The sequence below is a fragment of the Dactylosporangium sp. NPDC050688 genome (assembly GCF_040654515.1).
Lineage (GTDB): Bacteria > Actinomycetota > Actinomycetes > Mycobacteriales > Micromonosporaceae > Dactylosporangium.
Map to the genome: position 1 here is coordinate 85,863 of NZ_JBFAIC010000042.1, position 15,571 is coordinate 101,433.

The window sequence follows — 15,571 nt, forward strand, 5'->3', positions numbered from 1 at the left end:
ACGACCGGTCAGTGGATGCGGCGGCCGTGCGCGTCGGGGACGCCGGACTTGCGGTGGAAGTACGTGTTGATCTGGTCGCGCCACTCCCGCGCGCTGCGCAGCTGCTCGTCGAGGCGCTCCGCGACCCGCTCGGCCACGGCCGGGTCGACGAGCCCGGCCGGCAGCCGCGACCACAGCCGCCGCATCCGCGCCACCTCCTCCGCGCCGGCGAAGTGCGTGTCGTAGATGTGCTGGATGACGGTGGTGCCGTCGTGCAGGACGTGGCCGTAGGGCACGTGGTGGAAGAACAGCAGCAGCTCGTCGGGGCACTCGCGCGGCGAGCCGTAGACGCGCGACCACGGCGGCGGGTACTGCCCGGCGAAGCCGGTGCCGGTGGCGGTGCTGCGGTCCACGCCCACGCCGTCACGGTCGGCGAAGTGGTAGGTGCCCCACGGCGTGTACTCGTAGCCGTCGACGTCGGGCCCGTAGTGGTGCCCGGGCCGGACCATGAACCCGATGCCCAGCGGCGCGGTGTACCGCTCGTACGTGCGCCACGAATCGTCCATGACGGCGTGCAGCGTGCCGCGCAGCAGCCCGGGGTCGGCGGTGGTGTCCGGCGCGAACGTCAGGTCGATCCACTCGTCGAGCACGCCGACCGGGTCCAGGTGCGGGTCCCAGGCGAGCCGGCCGAACGCGTACAGGTTCGCCTGGGCCAGCGGGTGCCCGGTCCAGAACGGGTCGTCGCCGGCGTTGGAGACCCCGGTGAGCCCGTCCGCGATCCCGGCGACCGCCGGCCCGTCCGCGCCCCACGGCGCGAAGCCGAGCACCTCGCTCCACATCGGACCGAGGTGGCACACGTGCCGCTGCTGGCCGGTGTACTCCTGGGTCACCTGCAGCTCGACCGCGACCCGCGTACCCGGCATGGCGGCGATGACCGGCGACACCGGCTCGCGGGCCTGGAAGTCGATCGGGCCGTGCTTCACCTGCAGCACCACGTTGTCGAGGAACTGCCCGTCGAGCGGGGCGAAGTGGTCGTGGGCGGCGCGGGCCCGGTCGGTGCCGCGGTCGCGCCAGTCCTGCCGGTGGTTGTAGACGAACGCCCGCCAGTGCACGACGCCGCCGTGCGGGGCGATGGCGGCGGCGAGCACGTTGGCGCCGTCGGCGTGGCTGCGGCCGTACGCGAACGGGCCGGGCTGCCCCTCCGAGTCGGCCTTCACCACGTACCCGCCGAAGTCGGGGACCGCCTCATAGACCCGGTCCGTGGCCAGCGCCCACCAGGCCGCCACCCGCGGGTCGAGAGGATCGGCGGTGCCGAGGTCACGGGCCGGCGCGGCGAAGCTCACCGACAGGTGGACCCGGATCCCGTACGGGCGGAAGACCTCGGCGAGGGTGGCGACGTCGCCGAGCCGGTCGGTCAGCAGCAGCGCCTCGGTCGCGTGCACGTTGACGTTGTTCACCGACACGGCGTTGATGCCGACGGACGCGAGCAGCCGGGCGTAGGCGGCGGCGCGGGTCAGGTCGGCGCGCAGCGCGCCGTCGTCCCAGAAGAGCGACCCGCCGGCGTAGCCGCGCTCGACCTGGCCCATGACCGGGTGCACGTCGACGTTGTCCCAGTGCTGCACCATCCGCCGCTCGTACGCCGGCCGGTGCGCCCGCGGCGGGAACGGCTCGCCGAAGGCCGCCTCGCCGAGCCGGGCGACGTGGAACAGCCCGTACAGCAGCCCGGCACCGTCCCCGGCGGCGACGGTGGTGACGCCCGCCGCCCGGGACACGGCGAAGGCGTCCGGCGGCTCCGCCGGGGAGAGCGCCAGGACGAGGTCGGGCGGGCCGTCGCCGGCGCCGCCGTGGTGCGCCTGGGCCTGCCCGACCTCCGCGCGCACCGTCGCCACGAGCGGCCCGTCGCCGTGCACCTGGACGCGGCGGCGGCCGACGGACCGCATCGCCGACGGCGGCAGCCAGGCCGGATGGACCCCGGGCACCCAGCCGGGCACCTGGAAGGGCGCGCCGGAAGGCGCGGAGGAGGGCCCGTCCGTGCGGGGGTCCGGGCGGGGGTTCACGCCACGAACCGTTCCGTGATGCCGCTGATCATCGGCCGGGTGACGGACAGCAGCGCGGCGGTGAACGCCGAGCCGAGCAGCAGCAGGACCGCCTCGGAGGTCAGCATCGTGACCGCGGCGGCCGCGAGCAGCAGCCCGGTGGTGCCGAGGGCGACGGCGGGCCGGCCGGCCACGAAGTGCACGGCGAGGCGCAGCACGTCGACCGGCCGGAACTCGAACAGCGACACGATGACCAGCGCGGCGAGGGCGAGCAGGATGGCCACCGCGGCGAGCACCACCAGCAGCGCCGACCACCACACCGGTACACCGGCCGCCTCCCGGTGGGTGAGGCTCACCGCCACCACGGCCAGGACCGCCAGCAGCGGCACCCAGACCCGCAGCGCGGCGCCCGCGTTGCGCCGGTAGCCGCGCCCGAACGCGGCGGCGGGGCGCAGGTCGGTGAGGTCGGCCGGCTGCCGGTGCAGCGCGTAGAGGGCGGCCGACAGCGCCGGGCCGGCCGGCAGCGCGCACAGCACGAACAGCGGGACGTTGCTGGCGTCCCGGTCGAGCAGGACGAGCAGCACCAGGCCGGGCGCCGTGGTGGCGACGAGCGCCGCCTCCACCACGAGCAGCGTGTAGATGCGCGCCGCGAGCCGCGACAGGGGCCCGGTGCCGAACCGCCGCATCACGGGCCACCCGCGCCGAGCAGCCGGTCGTCGTCCCACCAGGGCGGGGTCTCGTCGTGCACGGCGGTGACCTCGACGAGGGTGACCTCGTGCGCGGCGAGGGTCAGGTCGAGCCCGGCCCGGCCGGCGGCGACGGGCACGGCGTGGTGCCGCCGGGCCGGCTCCGCGGCCTCCCGCAGCGCGTCGAGCTGCCGGGCGCGGGGCGAGCGTGGGCTGCCCATCTCGCGCCAGGCCGCCCACGCGTTGCCCGCCTCCTCCGACACCGAGGAGCGGGCCACGTACGCCGTGGTGGTGCCCGGCGGCCCGACCGGCACGGACAGCCGGACCCGGTGCCCGGCGACCGGCGGGCCCAGCCCGGTGTGGTCGACCGGGGCCCAGGCCAGGACGGTGACCCGCCCGTCGCCGTCGCGGGTCACCAGGTGGTCCTCGCCGCGGGCCAGGACCTGGTCGCCCATGCGGGCGAGGAACGCGTACAGGTGGAACGTCGGCTTGCGGATCTGGCGATGGGTGAGCAGCCCGAACCCGCCGTGGAACAGCGACACCGGGATGCCGTTCTCCTCGAACACGTCGCAGAACGTCCAGTAGGAGAACGAATCGACGAGGTCGCCCGCGGCGGCCACGACCGGCGCGAGGTAGGCGGCGTGGAACGCGGTGTCGTGCACCGGGTTGTCCGGCCGGTAGGAGGAGTTGAACTCGGTGATGTGCACCGGCAGGCCGGCCAGCGGGGTGCCGGCCAGCTGCCTGCGCGGCGCGCCGAACTGCGTCAGCAGCGTCGCCGCCGGCGCGAGGGTCTGGTGCACGCCGAACGGCACGTGCTGGGCCGCGCCGGAGGTGTACGCGTGCCGGCTGACGAAGTCGACCGGCACGTCGCGCGCGGTCACGAACTCGGCGAACCGCGGCAGCCACCCGTCGTCCGCGCCGGGTGACAGGGCCGGGCCGCCGACCTGCAGCCCGGCGTCGACGTCCTTCACCGCGGCCGCGGTCGCCTCGTACAGGTCGTGGTAGGCGTCCTGGTCCGCGTGCTGCCAGAAGACGTCGAGGTCCGGCTCGTTCCAGACCTCGATCGGCCACTGGCGCACCTCCTCGATGCCGTACCGGTCGACGAGGTGCGCCACGGTGGCGCGGACCAGCGCCGCCCACTCGGCGCGGGAGCTGGGCGGGGTGACGTTGCCCCGCCACCAGAACACTGTCTGGTCACCGGAGGCCAGCCCCGGCGGGGTGAACCCGAGCTCGACGAACGGCCGGACGCCCAGCTCCAGGTAGGCGTCGACGACCTGGTCGACGTAGGTGAACGCGTGCAGCACGTGCCGCGCCCCGCCGTGGTCGTAGGGCCGGTGCACGCCCATGCCGTCGCTGAACAGCCCGTGCTGGCGGACGTACCGGAACCCGATCTCGCGCTGCAGCAGCGCCAGGGAGTCCTGGTAGTCGCGGCGCAGCGCGAGGTCGAAGCGGCCGGCACCGATGCAGTGCCGCCACGCGTCGCCGAGCCTCCCGGTCATCCGTGGTTCTTCTTGTACCGGTTGTAGGCGGCGTTCACGATCTCGATGTAGCGGGTCATGTTCTTGCCCTTGAGCTCGTTCACGTAGGCGTCCCACTCGCTGAGCGGGCGGGTGCCGAGGATGAACTTCAGCGTCTGCTGGTTCACGTGGTCCTTCAGCGTCGTCTCCCACAGCGTCGCCTGCTCCCGCTCGTCGGCGTTGAGCGGGCGCGGCGGGGGCAGCGGCCGGTTCTTGCGGGCGTTCATCACGTCCTGGACCGCCTGCTCCTCCTTGGGGAACTGGGAGTTGAGCAGCTTGGTGCTGCCGCCGTAGATGAACACGCCGTTGAGGAAGCCGTACTCGACCTGGAGGTTCTTCGTGCCGGTGGGGTTCAGCCCGCCCCAGTTGACGTCGGGCGCGAGCTTGAACGTGCCGTCCTCGACGCTGCCGGTGTACGTGGTGCCCTCCACGCCCCACTTGGCGAACAGCTTGCCCTGCGGCGAGTAGTACAGCCAGTCCATGAACTGCATGAGGGCGACGAAGTTCTTGCTGTCGCGGGCCTTCGCCGAGATCATGACGCCGCTCTCCAGGCGGCTGCCGGCCTTGGTGTCGCCCATCGGGCCGGTCGGCGCGGGGATCTTCACCACGGTCGCGCCGGGGATCTTCGCGATGCTGGGCCGCAGCTCGTTGATGAGGGTCTGGGCGTTGCAGCTCATCACGAACGACTTGCCGTTGGCGAACTTCTGCTTGGCGATGTCGTCGGACTGGGTGAAGCTCTCCGGGTCGATGAGCTTCTCGGCAACCAGCGAGTTGAGGTACTCGACCATCTGCTTGTACTGCGGGGTCGCGCCGGTGTAGACGAACGCCTTCGCCGCGTCGTCCCAGCTGGTGTGCTGGTAGCTCCAGCCGGTCATGATGCCGTGCGCGGAGCCGACCAGCGACAGCAGGCTGTTGGCGCCGGGGTTCGGCGGGCTGCTCCAGCGGTCCGACAGCGGGTACACGTCGGGGTGAGCGGCCTTCATCGCGCGCAGCACGGTGCGCAGGTCCTCCAACGTCTTGGGCGCCTGCAGGCCGAGCTGCTGCAGCACGTCGGTGCGCACCGCCAGGGAGTACTCGGACCAGACGTCCTCGTGCAGGCCGGGCAGCAGGTAGAACTTGCCGTCCTCCTGGCGCAGCGCGTCGAGGTCGGACTGCAGGTTCCACTTCGCGATCTGGTCGCGGAAGTTCGGCATCAGGTCGAGGTGGTCGCTGACGGGCAGGATCGCCCCGCTGGCGATGTAGGCCTCCTCGTCCGGGTGGTACGTCTTCGGGATGATCATCGGGGCGTCGCCGGCGGCGACCATGACGCTGCGCTTCTGGTTGTAGTCGCTGCCCGGCACGACGGTCGCCTGCAGCGTCACGTTGGTGCGCTTGGTGAGCTCCTTGAAGAACAGCCAGTCGGCCTTGTACGGGTACGCCGCGTTGCTGAGCATCATGATGGAGAAGTTCAGCGGCTGGGTGGCGGTGAACTGCTGGCCGAGGCCGTAGGCGTCCATGGCACCGTCGCGGTGCCCGGTGTAGTCCTGCCCCTTGTCCGGGTCGTCGTCGCCGCCGCAGCCGGCGAGGGCGACCAGGGCGGCGGCGCCGCACGCGCCGAACAGGGCGCGCCTGGATACCTGATGCATGGGGACTCCTTGTCTGGCTCCGGGCGGCGCGGTCATCCCTTGACAGCGCCGAGGGTGACCCCGGAGACGAAGTAGCGCTGGATGAACGGATAGACGAGCATGATCGGCAGCGCGGTGAGCACGATCGTCACGGCCTGGATGTTCGCCGCGATCTGCAGCGCCGTGTCCGACGGCGTGGAGATGTCGGACCCGCCGGTGGAGCCGGCGATGAGGTTGCGCAGGTAGATGGTGACCGGAAACAGGTCCGCGTCGTCCATGTAGAGGAACGCCGGGAACCACGAGTTCCAGAAGGCGACCGCGTAGAACAGCAGCATCGTGGCGATGACCGCCTTGGACAGCGGCAGCACGATGCGCCACAGGATGCCGTACGTGCCGAGCCCGTCGACGGCCGCGGCCTCCTCCAGCTCCACCGGCAGGCCCTCGAAGAACGCCTTCATCACCAGCAGGTTGAACACGCTGATGGCGTTGGGCAGCACCACCGCCCAGATCGTGTTGCGCAGGCCGAGGCCGCTGACCAGCACGTAGTTGGGGATCAGGCCGCCGTTGAAGAACATGGTGAACACGGCGACGGCCACCAGCAGCCCGCGGCCCTTGAGGTGGCGCTTGGACAGCACGTACGCGTAGCAGGTGGTCAGCACGATCGAGATCGCGGTGGCCACGACGGTGTAGACGACGGTGTTGCGGTAGTTGGTCCAGAACACCGGGTCGGACATCACCACCTCGTAGGTGGTGACGTTGAAGCCCCGGGGCAGCAGGTTGACCTCGCCCGCCTGGATGTACTGCTCCTGGCTGAACGAGCGGGCCACGACGTTGACGAACGGGTACAGCGTCAGCACCACGACGCCGGTGAGGATCAGCGCGTTGACGACCTGGAAGACCCGCCGGCCGGTGTCGCGGCCGGCGACCGGTCCGGTGTCACGCCCGGTGGCCCGGTCGGCGGCCCGGCCGGTGTCACGGCCGGCGGTCCGGTCGGTGGTCACCACAGGCTCGCCCCGACCGTGCGGCGGGAGATCCAGTTGGCCGTGAGCACCAGGGTCAGGCCGATCAGCGACTCGAACAGCCCGATCGCGGCGGCGTAGCTGAAGCTGCCGGACACGACGCCGACCCGGTACAGGTAGGTGGATATGACGTCGGCGGTCGGGTAGGTCAGCGGGTTGTACAGCAGCAGCACCTTCTCGAACCCGACGGACAGGAAGGTGCCGATGTTGAGGATCAGCAGCGTCACCATCGTCGGGCGGATGCCGGGCAGCGTCACGTGCCAGGTCTGCCGCCAGCGGCCGGCGCCGTCGATCCGGGCCGCCTCGTAGAGCTCGTGGTCGACGGTGGTGAGCGCGGCGAGGTACAGGATGGTGCCCCAGCCGACGGTCTGCCACATCTCCGAGGAGATGTAGATGGTGCGGAACCAGCCGGGCTGCTGCAGGAACGGCACGGCGTCGGCGCCGACGGCGCGCAGCCCCGCGTTCACCGCGCCGTCGAGGGCGAGCAGCTGCATGACGATGCCGGCGACGACCACGATGGACAGGAAGTGCGGCAGGTAGGAGATCGTCTGCACGAACCGTTTCAGCCAGCGGGTGCGCAGCTCGTTGAGCAGCAGGGCGAGCACGATCGGCAGCGGGAAGACCAGCAGCAGGGTGAGCCCGCCCAGCACGAGCGTGTTGGTGAAGACGTGCCAGAACGTCGGGTCGTGCCAGAACATCTTGAAGTAGCGCAGGCCGACCCAGGTGTCGCCGAAGAGGTCGCCGCCGGGCCGGTACCGGCGGAACGCGATGACGTTGCCGGCCATCGGCAGGTAGCGGAAGACCACGAAGAACAGCAGCGGCAGCACGGCCAGGGAGTACAGCTGCCAGTCGCGGCGCACCGCGGCCCGCCAGGTGCGCCGCCGCTGAGTTCTCATCCCCGATCCTTTCCAAACACCGAAAGTTTCGGAAACAATCGGCCAGGCATCGGGTAATGTAGATTTCTTCGCGACACCCTGTCAAGGACCACTTCAACGCCGCATGACCTGCGCTGACGGCACCGCCCCGGGGCAGTGGAAGGTTCAGGAACGTTCGTTCGACACCCGCGAGGAGCCATGGCACAGTTCGATCTCCCGCTCGAGGAGCTGGAGCGCTACGCACCGGCGGTGCCCGCACCGGCGGACTTCGACGCGTTCTGGCAGGAGACGCTCGGCGAGGCCCGCGCGGCGCCGCCGGTGCGCTCCGCCCGGCCTGTGACGGCCGGGCTCCGGCTGGTCGACACCTGGGACGTCACGTTCGCCGGCTTCGGCGGCGCTCCGGTCCGGGCGTGGTTCAGCCGGCCCGCCGGGGTGCCCGGCGCGCTGCCGGCCGTGGTGGAGTACGCCGGGTACGGGCGCGGCCGCGGCCTGCCGCACGAGCGGCTCACCTGGGTCTGCGCCGGCTACGCGCACCTGCTCATGGACAACCGGGGCCAGGGCGACCTGTACGGCAACGGCGGCGACACCCCCGACCCGCACGCCGGCGCGCCGGGCGGGCACCGGCCGGTGACCCAGGGCATCCTGTCCCCGCACGACTACTACTACCGGCGGCTCATCACCGACGCGGTGCGGGCCGTCGACGCGGTGCGCGCCCTGCCCGGCGTCGACCCGGCGCGGGTCGCGGTCGCCGGCAACAGCCAGGGCGGCGGGCTCGCCGTCGCCGTCGCCGGCCTGGTGCCGGACCTGGCCGCGATGCTCGCCACCGCGCCGTTCCTGTGCCACATCGCGCGGGCCGTCACGCTCACCGACGCCTCGCCGTACGGCGAGATCGCCCAGTATCTCGCCGTGCACCGCGACGCGGAGCCCCAGGCCCGGCACACGCTGTCCTATGTGGACGGTGTGAGCTTCGCCCGGCGGGCCCGCGCGCCCGGGCACTTCGGCGTCGGCCTGCGCGACACGGTCTGCCCGCCGAGCACCGCCTTCGCCGCGTACCACGCCTACGGCACGCAGGACCGCACGATGCACACCTACCCGTTCAACGGGCACGAGGGCGGCGACGCGGTGCACGTGCGGCACCAGCTGGACTGGCTCGGCGCCCGGCTGCCCGCCGCCGAAACTTTCGACGTAGACTCGCGCTGAGCTTCACCAGGACGGGGGCGGCATGACGCGGCACAGCAGGGCGACCATGGCGGAGATCGCCGCCGAGGCGGGCGTCTCCGTGCCGACCGTCTCCAAGGTGCTCAACGGGCGGCGCGACGTCGCCCCGGCGACCCGGGAGCGGGTCGAGGAGCTGCTGCGCCGCCGCAGCTACCTGCCCCGCCGGGCGGTCCCGGCGCGCACCGTCGGCCTCATCGACGTCGTCTTCGTCGACCTCGGCAGCCCGTGGGCGATGCAGATCCTGGCCGGCGTCGAGGAGGTCGCCCACCACGCCGGCACCGGCGTCGTGGTCTCCGCGGTGCACGGCCGGTCCCGCACCGCGCCGGACCGCCGCTGGCTGGAGAACCTGGCGGCGCGCCGCTCCGACGGGGTCCTGCTGGTGCTGTCGGAGCTGTCCGCCGACCAGCGGGCGATGCTGGCCGGGCACGGCATCCCCGTCGTGGTGGTCGACCCCGCCGGGCAGCCGGACCCGAGCGTGCCGTCGGTGGGCGCCACCAACTGGACGGGCGCGCTCACCGCCACCGAGCACCTCATCGGCCTGGGCCACCGGCGCATCGCGGTCATCGGCGGCCCCGGCGACGTGCTGTGCTCCCGGGCCCGCCTGGACGGCTTCCGCGCCGCGATGCACGCCGCGGGCCTGGAAATCCCCGCCGGTTACGAGCGCACCGGCGACTTCACCAGCCCCACCGGCTACCGGGAGACCCTCGCGCTGCTGGACCTGCCGTCGCCGCCGACGGCCATCTTCGCGTGCGCCGACGAGATGGCCCGCGGCGCCTACGAGGCGCTGCACGAGCGCGGCCTGCGCGTCCCCGCCGACATCAGCATCGTCGGCTTCGACGACCTCGAGCAGGCCCGCTGGTCCATCCCGCCGCTGACCACGGTGCGCCAGCCGCTGACCGAGATGGCCGGGCTGGCCACCCGGATGCTGCTGTCGCTCATCGCCGGCGAGCCGCTCGACTCGACCCGGCTGGAGCTGGCCACGCCGCTCGTGGTGCGGGCCAGCACCGCCCCGTTGGAAATGTTTCCAAACACTCCGACCGATGCCGAGGCGTGAATCTCACTCGACGCGAACGTGTCACGCTCCCATACACTGGCGCCGTGGATCCCGCGAAAGCTCAAGTCCCGGGCGGCAGGCGGCGGCGCGGCGAGGTCACCGTCGCGGCCATCGCCCAGCTCGCCGGCGTCTCGCCGCCGACAGTTTCGAAAGTTCTGAACGGTCGCTCCGGCATCGCCGTCGAGACCCGGGACCGGGTCGAGGCGCTGCTGCGCGAGCACGGCTACCGGCGCGGCGAGTCCGCGGTCGCGTCGCCGAGCGTCGAGGTCGCGTTCTACGGCCTGGAGAGCCACCTCGCGATGGAGATCCTGCGCGGCGTCGAGCAGGTGGTGCGCGACCGCGGCCTGGCCGTCGGGTTCACCGACCTGCAGGGCCCGGCACCGGGCGGGCGCCGCACCGCCGACCGGCTCCTCGCCCGCCGCCCGACCGGCGTCATCGCGGTCAACTCGGCGTTCCGCGCCCGGCAGTACGAGCAGCTGATCGCCAGCGGCGTGCCCATGGTGGTGCTCGACCCGACCGGCGAGCCGACGCACTCGATCCCGTCGGTCGGCGCCACGAACTGGAGCGGCGGCATCGCCGCGACCCGCCACCTGCTCGACCTCGGCCACCGGCGGGTCGGCGTCATCACCGGCCCGATGGAGTACCTGTGCGCCCGGGCCCGGCTCGAGGCGTGCCGCGGCGCCCTCGACGCCGCCGGCGTGCCGCTGGACCCGGCGCTGGCGCGGCACGGCCGGTTCCACTTCGACGACGGCGCGCTGCTCGGCCGGCAGCTGCTCACCATGCCCGACCCGCCGACCGCGATCCTGTGCGGCGACGACCTGCAGGCCCTCGGCGTCTACGAGGCGGCCCGCCTGCTCGGCCGGCGCATCCCCGACGACGTGAGCGTGGTCGGCTTCGACGACATCGAGGTGACCCGCTGGTGCGGCCCGCCGATGACCACGGTGCGGCAGCCTTTCGCCGAGATGGGCGCCACCGCCGCCCGGATGGTGCTGCAGCTGGCAGTGGGCGAGGCCGTCGAGCCCGCCCGGGTGGAGCTGGCCACCCAGCTCGTCGTGCGGGCCAGCACCGCACCCCCGCCCGCATGATCACGCCCGCATGATCACGCCGCCGGACGAGGGCGGGCCGGCGATGGACCGCCCGGCGAAGGCGGTCATCTCCGAGCTGCTCACCCGGCACGTCACGCCGTCCGGCTCGTTCGCCGCGATCACGTGGGACCCGCCGGATGAAAGTTCCACCGCGGCAGGGGCGGCGACCGCCCTGCCCGGCCCCGCCGATTGACACCGCCGGCGCGCCGCCACCACGCTCGCGGCGGGCCGAGGGTAAACGGGAGTCGTTGGTGGACAACAGGACGAGCCACGTCGTCGTCGCGTTCCACGGCGACGGCGCCGGCACCGAGGAGCTGACCTGGGGCCAGCGCGACGTCTGGGACCTCATGCGCCACACCGGGCGGACGATGAACATCGGCGGCACCGTCCCCGCCGCCGAGGGCGAGACGGTCGAGCGGGTCGCGGCCGTGCTGCGGCTGCTCGTCGGCCGGCACCAGGCGCTGCGGACCCGGCTGTCGCAGGTGGACGGCGGGCCGCCGCGGCAGGTCGTGTCCGCCGCCGGGGAGATCGCGCTCGAGGTGGTCGACGCCGCCGGGGACCCCGCCGAGGTCGCCGAGCAGGTCCGGGTGCGCTACCAGACGACCGCCTTCGACCCGTTCACGCAGTGGCCGGTCCGCATGGCCGTGGTCCGCGCCGGCGGTACGCCCACCCACATCCTCGTCATGTACTACCACGTCGTGGTGGACGGCTTCGGCATCGGGCGTGCGCGAGGACACCTACGACGGCGCCCTGTACCTGCACGTCGAGGACGACGCGAACTACTCGCTGTGGGGCGACACCCACCGGTACACCCCGGACGCCATCGAACGGTGCGCCCGGGACGTCGAGACGGTCCTGGTCGAGGCGGCGCTGGGACTCGTCACGGCACCCGCGCCTCGATGAACGCCTCACCTGCGTTGAGGGCGCGGAAGTCGTCGATGCCGAGCAGCGTGACCGCCGGGGCGACCTGGGTGTGCATGGCGAGCAGCGCGGCGATCTTGCAGTCCAGCGCGGCGCCGGTGAGGCGCAGGTCCAGCGCCAGGTCCTCGGCGGCCACGCCGACCGGGCGCTCGTCGGTCATGAAGACGCGCCACTGCTCGTAACGCTCGCCCCAGGTCTCCAGGTGCTCGGCGGTCATCGTGGCGTGCAGCAGCCGCCCGGGCCGGCCCGCGCGGTCCCACGCCGCGCCGACCCACGCGGAGATCGTCTGGTGGTCGGGGTGGAACGTCCCGCCGTCCGGCCCGAACGTCAGCACCGTGTCCGGGGCGACGCCGGCCAGCAGCCCGGCGATCCGCTCGACCGGCCCGGCCGGGTCGAGCGCGGCCATCCCGCCGTCGGGGTAGTCCAGGAAACGGTGGTCGGTGACGCCGAGCACCGCCATCGCCGCGGCCGCCTCCCAGCGCCGGGTCCGGCCGAGCCGCTCCGGCGGCCACGCGACCGGGTCGTCGGTGCCGTGCTCCCCCACGGTCGCCGACACGCACACGACCCGCTGCCCGTTGGCGACGGCGGCCGCCATGAGCCCACCGGCCAGGTAGGTCTCGTCGTCGGGGTGCGCCCAGATCGACATGATCGTGCCGAGCTTCTCCACCTCGTCCATCACCTGCTGCTCCACCCCTCCATGGATACAGCACGCCCGCCCCGCGCCCGCCCTGTCGCTGCTGTCGGGTCCCGGACCCGGCTCAGGGCGCCGGTGAGCTGCGCGGGCGCGCCGGGCCGGGTGAGGTCCGGCGGCGTGCGGCGCACCCCGCGGGGCTGGGAGGACAATACGGACCGTGAGCCGGATCCTCATCGTCGACGACGACGAGCCGCTGCTGCGCGCGCTGCGGGTCAACCTGACCGCCCGCGGCTACCAGGTCGACACCGCCGCCACCGCGACGGCCGGCCTCATCTCGGCCGGCAACCACCATCCGGACCTGGCGATCGTCGACCTGGGCCTGCCCGACCTCGACGGCATCGAGGTCGTGAAGGGCCTGCGCGGCTGGAGTCCCGTGCCGATCATCGTGCTGTCGGCGCGGCATGCGGAGCCGTCGAAGGTGGCCGCCCTGGACGCCGGCGCCGACGACTACGTCACCAAGCCGTTCGGCATCGACGAGCTGCTCGCCCGGATCCGCGCCGCGCTGCGCCGCGGGGCGCCGGCGCCGGGCGCGTCGGTGATCACGACCGAGTCGTTCACGCTCGACCTGGCCACGAAGCGGGCCGTCGGCCCCGGCGGTGAGGTGCGGCTCACCCCGACGGAGTGGCACCTGCTGGAGGTCCTGGCCCGCAACCCGGGCACCGTCGTGGAGCACCGGCAGCTGCTGCGGGAGGTGTGGGGACCCCGGTACGAGACGGAGACGAACTACCTGCGGGTGCACTTCGCGAACCTGCGCCGCAAGCTCGAACGCGACCCCGCCCGGCCGCGGCACATCGTGACCCGGCCCGGCCTCGGCTACCGCCTGGACCTCTGAGCGGCGTCCCCGGTCAGGGCCGGCAGGGTCAGGGTCATGGTGAGCCCGCCGCCGGGGGTGTGCTCGGGCAGCAGGGTGCCGCCCATCGCCTCGGCCAGCCCTCGCGACAGCGCCAGGCCGAGCCCGACGCCGGTGGACGTGTCGCGGTCACCGAGCCGCTGGAACGGCTGGAACACCCTGTCCCGGTCCTCGTCGGCGATCCCCGGCCCGTGGTCCACGACGCGGACCTCCACGACCCCGGCGTGCTCGCTGACGCTGACCCGCGGCGGGCGCCCCGGCGGGCTGTGCCGCAGCGCGTTGGCCAGGACGTTGACGAGGATCCGGGCGAGCAGCGCGGGGTCGGCGACGACCTCGGGCAGGTCCCGCGGCACGCTGACCCGCACCGCGACGAGGTCCCGGCCGCCGGCCTCGCCCGCCGCACCGGGCCGGTCGGCGTCTTCGTCGGTGTCGGGCGCGCCGACGGCGTCGGGGGTTCCCATGGCGTCGGCGACCCCGCCGAGCTCCTCGACCGCCTCGGCGACCGCATCGGCAACGCTGACCGGCCGGGTGTGCAGGCCGAGGGCGCCGGCCTGCAGGCGGCTCATGTCGAGGAGGTTCTCCACCAGGAGGTTGAGCCGGTCGAGGGATTCCTCGGCGGTGGCGAGGAGTTCCTCGCGGTCTTCGGCGGAGAACTCGACGTCGTGGCTGCGCAGCCCCCCGACGGCGGCCTTGGCCGAGGCGAGGGGGGTGCGCAGGTCGTGGCTGACCGCGGACAGCAGGGCGGTGCGCAGCCGGTCGACCTCAGCGAGGGTGCCGGCCGTCGACGCCTGTTCGGCCAGCCGCTGCTGGCGCAGCGCGATCGCGGCGTGCGCGGCGAACGCCTCGACCAGCCGCCGGTCCGCCGCCGCGAGGGTCCGCCCCCGCAGCACCAGCCGCAGGTCCTCGTCGATCGGCACCTCGGTCTCCCCGTCCCCGGGCGACACCGCCGGCCGGTCACCGACACTGGCCGCGACGCTCCACCCGGCCCGCACCCCACCGACCCCCGCGCCGCCGTCCACTTCCTCGCGCCCCGCCCCCGCGCCGTCCACCTCCGCGCCACCAGCCCCGGCGGCGGCCTCCCCGGCCGGGCGGCGTTCCAGGAGGGTGACGGCGGTCAGGGCGAACGTCTCCCGGACCCGTTCCAGCAACGCCGGCAGGGGCCGGTCGCCGTGCAGGACGCCGCCGGCGAGGGTGGACAGGGTCTGGGCCTCGGCGCGGGCCGCGGCGGCCTCGCGGGTGCGGCGCGCGGCGAGGTCGACGACGGTCGCCACGGCGGCGGCGACGACCACGAACGCGAGCAGGGCGAACAGGTTCTCCCGTTCGGCAACGGTGAACCGGTGCAGCGGCGGGATGAACGTGTAGTTGAGCAGCAGGAAGCTGCCGACGGCGGCGAGCAGCGCCGGCCAGAGACCGCCGAGGAGGGCGACCGCGACGGTCAGCATCAGGTACGCGAGGATGTCACTCGGCAGCGTCAGCTCACCGCGCAACGCGTCGAGGCCTGCGGTGAGCAGCGGCAGGCCCAGCACCGCGAGCAGGAGCCCGGACAGCCGCCGGCGCCGGCTCAGTCCGCCGGTCGTCACCGGGCGCAGCCGGCCGCGGCGGGCCTCCTCGTGGGTGACGAGGTGGACGTCGATCGTGCCGGACTCCGCGGCGGTGGTGACCCCGACGCCCGGTGAGAGCAGCTGGGCGAGGCGGGGCCGGCGGCTGGTGCCGAGGACCAGCTGGGTGGCGTTGACGCCGCGGGCGAAGTCGAGCAGCGCGGCCGGGATGTCGTTGCCGACGACCTGGTGGTAGGTGCCGCCGAGGGTCTCCACGAGGATCCGCTGGCGGGCGAGGTTCGCGGGGTCGGCGCCGGCGAGTCCGTCGCCGCGGATGACGTGGACCGCGAGGAGGTCCGCGCCTTTGGTACGGGCGGCGATCCGCGCGGCGCGCCGCACGAGGGTGTCGCCTTCGGGTCCGCCGGTGAGGGCGACGACGACGCGTTCGCGGGTTTCCCAGGTGGTGTCGATGCCGTGCTGGGCGCGGTACCGGTC

14 protein-coding genes and 1 pseudogene are annotated in these 15,571 nt (G+C 73.4%); 7 read left to right on the forward strand and 8 right to left on the reverse strand.

From position 1 onward, the window contains the following. Window positions 1-8: 8 nt before the first annotated feature. The 6 genes from AB0H83_RS32390 to AB0H83_RS32415 are packed head-to-tail and all read right to left on the reverse strand — an operon-like array spanning window position 9 to window position 7,737. Entirely contained in the window at window positions 9-2,036 is a 2,028-nt protein-coding gene (locus AB0H83_RS32390) for an alpha-glucuronidase (protein ID WP_360101657.1), read from the reverse strand. Continuing rightward, entirely contained in the window at window positions 2,033-2,701 is a 669-nt protein-coding gene (locus AB0H83_RS32395; protein ID WP_360101659.1) for a hypothetical protein, read from the reverse strand. Before AB0H83_RS32395 ends, AB0H83_RS32390 begins: the two co-directional genes overlap by 4 nt. Then, window positions 2,701-4,200 carry a xylan 1,4-beta-xylosidase gene (locus tag AB0H83_RS32400; RefSeq protein WP_360101661.1) on the reverse strand — a complete coding sequence of 500 codons (1,500 nt, stop codon included), beginning with the start codon at window positions 4,198-4,200 and terminating at the stop codon, window positions 2,701-2,703. Before AB0H83_RS32400 ends, AB0H83_RS32395 begins: the two co-directional genes overlap by 1 nt. Then, window positions 4,197-5,843, reverse strand: coding sequence for an extracellular solute-binding protein (locus AB0H83_RS32405; protein WP_360101663.1), 1,647 nt, complete (start codon window positions 5,841-5,843; stop codon window positions 4,197-4,199). Before AB0H83_RS32405 ends, AB0H83_RS32400 begins: the two co-directional genes overlap by 4 nt. 32 nt (window positions 5,844-5,875) lie before the next feature. Further along, a complete protein-coding gene (locus tag AB0H83_RS32410) occupies window positions 5,876-6,823 on the reverse strand; it encodes a carbohydrate ABC transporter permease (protein ID WP_360101665.1) in 948 nt (315 codons plus the stop codon). Next, entirely contained in the window at window positions 6,820-7,737 is a 918-nt protein-coding gene (locus tag AB0H83_RS32415) for an ABC transporter permease subunit (protein ID WP_360101667.1), read from the reverse strand. Before AB0H83_RS32415 ends, AB0H83_RS32410 begins: the two co-directional genes overlap by 4 nt. Before the next feature lie 177 nt (window positions 7,738-7,914). On the opposite strand from AB0H83_RS32415, the gene AB0H83_RS32420 reads away from it, so the two are divergent. From AB0H83_RS32420 to AB0H83_RS32445, 6 genes and pseudogenes are all read left to right on the forward strand, one after another. After that, on the forward strand, window positions 7,915-8,916 hold the full coding sequence (locus AB0H83_RS32420; RefSeq protein ID WP_360101669.1) for an acetylxylan esterase: 1,002 nt from the start codon (window positions 7,915-7,917) through the stop codon (window positions 8,914-8,916). A gap of 22 nt (window positions 8,917-8,938) precedes the next feature. After that, complete coding sequence (locus AB0H83_RS32425; RefSeq protein ID WP_360101670.1) at window positions 8,939-9,988, forward strand: LacI family DNA-binding transcriptional regulator; 1,050 nt, start codon at window positions 8,939-8,941, stop codon at window positions 9,986-9,988. Between the two features lie 44 nt (window positions 9,989-10,032). Next, window positions 10,033-11,073: a LacI family DNA-binding transcriptional regulator gene (locus tag AB0H83_RS32430; protein ID WP_360101672.1), complete on the forward strand. Its 1,041-nt coding sequence runs from the start codon at window positions 10,033-10,035 to the stop codon at window positions 11,071-11,073. 10 nt (window positions 11,074-11,083) lie between these two features. Further along, a complete protein-coding gene (locus AB0H83_RS32435; protein WP_360101674.1) occupies window positions 11,084-11,266 on the forward strand; it encodes a hypothetical protein in 183 nt (60 codons plus the stop codon). Window positions 11,267-11,441: 175 nt separating this feature from the next. Continuing rightward, window positions 11,442-11,777 (forward strand): annotated as a pseudogene (locus AB0H83_RS32440) (condensation domain-containing protein); the annotation flags it as partial. 19 nt (window positions 11,778-11,796) lie between these two features. Continuing rightward, on the forward strand, window positions 11,797-11,976 hold the full coding sequence (locus AB0H83_RS32445) for a hypothetical protein (protein WP_360101684.1): 180 nt from the start codon (window positions 11,797-11,799) through the stop codon (window positions 11,974-11,976). Here the strand turns inward: AB0H83_RS32445 and AB0H83_RS32450 are convergent. Then, complete coding sequence (locus AB0H83_RS32450; RefSeq protein ID WP_360101676.1) at window positions 11,954-12,685, reverse strand: PIG-L family deacetylase; 732 nt, start codon at window positions 12,683-12,685, stop codon at window positions 11,954-11,956. The genes AB0H83_RS32445 and AB0H83_RS32450 overlap by 23 nt on opposite strands. Before the next feature lie 160 nt (window positions 12,686-12,845). Here AB0H83_RS32450 and AB0H83_RS32455 point away from each other — a divergent pair, with 160 nt between their 5' ends. Beyond that, complete coding sequence (locus AB0H83_RS32455; protein ID WP_360101678.1) at window positions 12,846-13,520, forward strand: response regulator; 675 nt, start codon at window positions 12,846-12,848, stop codon at window positions 13,518-13,520. On the opposite strand, the gene AB0H83_RS32460 is transcribed toward AB0H83_RS32455, so the two are convergent. Then, a partial coding sequence (locus tag AB0H83_RS32460; RefSeq protein WP_360101680.1) for an ATP-binding protein occupies window positions 13,502-15,571 on the reverse strand: 2,070 nt, incomplete at its 5' end. The two genes, AB0H83_RS32455 and AB0H83_RS32460, sit on opposite strands and share 19 nt — an antisense overlap.